Source organism: Geobacillus sp. Manikaran-105, assembly GCF_002809955.1.
Classification (GTDB): domain Bacteria; phylum Bacillota; class Bacilli; order Bacillales; family Anoxybacillaceae; genus Geobacillus; species Geobacillus thermophilus.
Genome location: NZ_PIJG01000095.1, coordinates 1 through 3,763, shown reverse-complemented (window position 1 = coordinate 3,763; position 3,763 = coordinate 1). Strand labels below are relative to the sequence as shown.

Sequence of the window (3,763 nt, the reverse complement as noted above, 5' to 3'; positions counted from 1 at the left end):
TGATGATACGATTTGCCAAAAAACAAAGCCTTCGTCACGGGCTGTGCACGCCATTCAAGGGTGCGACTGGCACTACTCGCATAAAGATCATCAATCGGTTTGGGGGCATTCGCTCGTTTGGCTGATGGTGCACACCTTCACGCAGGCGTTCCCATTTGCGTTCCGCCTGTATGACAAGAAGGCCGGAAGAAGCAAAATCGACCTGGCGATCGAGATGCTTTCCTTGATCAAGGTGAAGCTGACTCAGCCGGTGTATGTGTTGATGGACTCTTGGTACCCATCCAAAACGCTCATCGAAGCCTGCCTGAAAAAGGGATTCCATGTCATCGCGATGCTCAAGACGAACCGGATTCTCTACCCGAAAGGCATCGCGATCCAAGCCAAGCCGTTTGCCCGCTATATCGAACCAAAAGACACCCGCCTCGTCACGGTGGGTCAGGAGCATTATCGCGTGTATCGCGATGAGGGGGCCATCCATGGCCTCGATGATGCGGTGGTGCTGCTGGCTTGGAAAGCGGATCAGCCGATGACGCCGGAACATCTCCATTGTGTCTTGAGCACCGACCGGGAGCTCGGGGACGAAGACATCTTGCGTTACTATGCCCAGCGTTGGACAATCGAATGCTTTTTCCAGCAGGCGAAAGACCAACTGAAGCTGGATGGATACCGCGTTCGCCACGTTCGGGCGGTGAAACGGTATTGGGCGGTGGTGCTGCTCTCCTGCGTGTACAGCATCGCCGAATCCCAACAAAACCTTTCCGCTGGACTGGAGCTTCTTCGATCACGGAAAGGCCACAGCGTCGTCAAGTTCATTTATAACGCTGCGAAGCAAGAGATTCCCATTGATGTGATCAAAAAACAGCTCCATGTCGCCTAAGGGGGACCCTGTTTGTCTCTCTAAATATGGAAATTATTGTAATGAAAAATGCTCATCTACAGTTGTGTTAAGGAAAATAAAAAGAGACCGCCTTTTAGAACAAATTGATCCCGATAATGAGAAATGGAAAGTCGATATAGCAACCTTTCTTGAAAATACAACAATAAAATGAAATCAAAGGTTTTTCCGCTTTGTTTGGCAAGATTCTTTAGTCTTTCTCCAACTGAAGCAGGTATATTTTTAATATTTCCCATTATAAAAGCACCTCTAAGTATTTTAATAAAACCGTCTTGATGCGCATTTTCTCAGCACATTCCACCAGTTTATTTATGTTTTTTTCAGGACTTTGCAAATAATTTCGCAAACCTTCTTTCATTAAATCGATTCCTATTTTTTCTCTGTATCGAATAATGTCGCAAATCGTTTTTTCACGATTATAAATGCTTATTTTATGGCCGCCTATTTCCACTTCTTCAATTCCATATTCAAACTGTTTTTTTGAAAAATAGAAAATTTTAATTGGCGGATAATCGGGCAAACGGGGTTTCCTTGATTTTCTTTCAATAGCAATTTGGTACTCCCACGGGTTATAAGTTGTTAACTCATAAAAAGACAATGCCGACAAAAGACAAAGAACACCATTCGGGATCACTTTTGATACTTCAACCACTTCTTCATTTTGATCATTTTCAAATGCAGCATAACGGTACAGCCCACGTTTTATCCTAATGATGTCTCCATTTTGCTCGAACTTTCGAATATAATATTTGCTCACTCCTTCTCTGGTTAAGTCTTCTGTCTTCGCAAATCCTTTTTGACGCACAAAAATATCTTTTATGATTTTGCTTACTTCTTTATTCATTCATGATCACCACTCTTTTCACCTAAAAGTCGGCATTTATCATTCATTGCAAACATTTCATATACTTATTCTCCATTATTCACAATATCCCTCTTTTTTCACCTTAATGCATTCACTTATTATTATATGCCGACCATAAGTAAAATTCCTGCCGTTATTTTCACATATAAAAGCGAGGCTGCCCTATTGATTCGGACAGCCTCGCTTTCTTGCTTACTCCCCATTCACCAACTTCAACTTCTCCTTTGACGGCGTTTCATAGCGGATGTGCGTGTCGATGTCTGTTACGTAATACCCGCCGCCGACCGCGTACTGCCCGCCGAAGCGCGCATCATACCCGTAGACGCGGTACACTTCCCCAGGCTGTAAGATGCGGACGAACACAAGGCGCCCATCCTTCGTCCGTTTCCATAGATTGATCGGCTTTTGCACCGTTTGATGATTGTACCGTGATTTTCTTCGCGAGGAAGTGAGACGAAATGACGATTTTCGACCTTTGAACCATTTCATATATATCTCAAACATTCCTGCTTCACCGTTAAATCCCTAGTTGAAGTTCGTGTACCGTATATTTGCTTTTTGTCACAACTCCCCGGTGCCGCAATGTTTCATGCACCTTCTCATTATACAAGCGAACGTTTTCATTCATGACCTTCCACTCAACCGACCGTTGATGGCAAAACCCATCGATATCATTGTCGAGATGTTTCACATAGCGATAGGGGCCAATGATCCCGATGCTGAGCCATGCTCCATTACGAACCAACACGATATCCCCTTGTTCCATTGTATTGACAAACGCCCAGATCGCGCCAAGAGCGTTGCCAAGCTTCGCCCCCGAATAATGGTACACGTTGCGCAATCGCTCTCTCAGTTCATCTTTGCTTATGCCGTCTAAATTGCCGATCAGCGGCCAGCCAATCCCTATGACTTGATCGCGAATGAATTCGTCGTACCGCTGAAACCCATGCGGTTTCGTTTTCATTTGAAATACATGCGCCATTTCCAATCCCCCGTTTCCCTTTCAACCTCCGCCTTAGCCACACCGTCCCATCCATCAAAAAGCGACAGGCGCGTAACCACTTCAACTTCTTGCATGCTTCTTAAGAACGGCGGTAATCGCCTCAATCGTTTCTTTGGCGCCATCCGTCAACGCTTCAAACTTAAAAGCAATCGACTGAGCGTTTGGATTGATGGACGGGCCTACGTTTCGATCTCTGCGAAACGCTGTGATCGCCTCCAAGTCTCGTTTGAGGCCATCCGGAAGCAGCGCTCGCTCGAACCTCCAGCTGACAATGTAAGGCTCTTTCATTGCGTAATCGTTGCTTCCTTCATATTGTATAGCCCCGATGCGCTTCTTCCCTTTCTCGGAAGCGGCATCATTCATAAACAACTGCACGGTTTGCTTTCCACGTCCATCACATACATGCAAGCCTGCTTCCATCGATTTGCTTGCAATGAAGTGAAACAGAGGTGCAGTGGCAAAGCGGTACTCGAGCACCTTCATCTTTTCGTCTCCTTTCTTTTCACGCAATTTTTTGCTACGATTAACTTCAGGCATTGTCAGCATCCTCTCCATCCTCCACTGTTTGGTTATGCGTTCACAACTTCCACAGTAGAGGAAAGGTTAGGAACTGGCAAGCCTTTTTTTATGCCATGAAGCTCTGCACTTTTTTGTTGCAGAACTCTGTACTTTCATTTTGCACTAAACAGATCGCATTGTTTCTAAAGATAGACGCTGCCAACTACCGTATATTTATTTAAACGATGAGGAATCGAAAGAATTTGAGAAACTGCTTGAGGGTATTCATAAATCAAAGGATATATATGAACTCAGGCGTGTTGATTATCCAATAAAATCCAAAGGGTATAGAAAAAAGAGCACCTTTCCTGTAGAATGTGAGTAACGACACAAACAAACCCAAGAGGTGCTCTCTATGAACAAGCATACCACACTCCCGAATTTGATGCAAAAACTTGTTTCGGATGGAGTCAGTCAAGACTTTGTGGAGAACATTTTTTCG

General features: G+C 44.6%; 4 protein-coding genes and 2 pseudogenes. 1 reads left to right on the top strand and 5 read right to left on the bottom strand.

The window, feature by feature from the left end:
* A partial coding sequence (locus CV945_RS16410; protein WP_100660172.1) for an IS701 family transposase occupies positions 1-877 on the top strand: 877 nt, incomplete at its 5' end.
* Positions 878-939: 62 nt separating this feature from the next.
* On the opposite strand, the pseudogene CV945_RS17925 reads toward CV945_RS16410, so the two are convergent.
* The 5 genes and pseudogenes from CV945_RS17925 to CV945_RS16385 all read right to left on the bottom strand — a co-directional run.
* Positions 940-1,131, bottom strand: a pseudogene (locus CV945_RS17925) (Abortive infection protein AbiEii); the annotation flags it as partial.
* Positions 1,131-1,739 carry a type IV toxin-antitoxin system AbiEi family antitoxin domain-containing protein gene (locus CV945_RS16400; RefSeq protein ID WP_100660170.1) on the bottom strand — a complete coding sequence of 203 codons (609 nt, stop codon included), beginning with the start codon at positions 1,737-1,739 and terminating at the stop codon, positions 1,131-1,133. The pseudogene CV945_RS17925 and the gene CV945_RS16400, both read right to left, overlap by 1 nt.
* Before the next feature lie 213 nt (positions 1,740-1,952).
* Positions 1,953-2,177: pseudogene (locus CV945_RS16395) on the bottom strand (phosphodiester glycosidase family protein); the annotation flags it as partial.
* Positions 2,178-2,277: 100 nt separating this feature from the next.
* Positions 2,278-2,742, bottom strand: coding sequence for a hypothetical protein (locus CV945_RS16390; RefSeq protein WP_100660173.1), 465 nt, complete (start codon positions 2,740-2,742; stop codon positions 2,278-2,280).
* Between the two features lie 81 nt (positions 2,743-2,823).
* Positions 2,824-3,318 carry a hypothetical protein gene (locus tag CV945_RS16385; protein WP_232722293.1) on the bottom strand — a complete coding sequence of 165 codons (495 nt, stop codon included), beginning with the start codon at positions 3,316-3,318 and terminating at the stop codon, positions 2,824-2,826.
* Positions 3,319-3,763 lie beyond the last annotated feature (445 nt).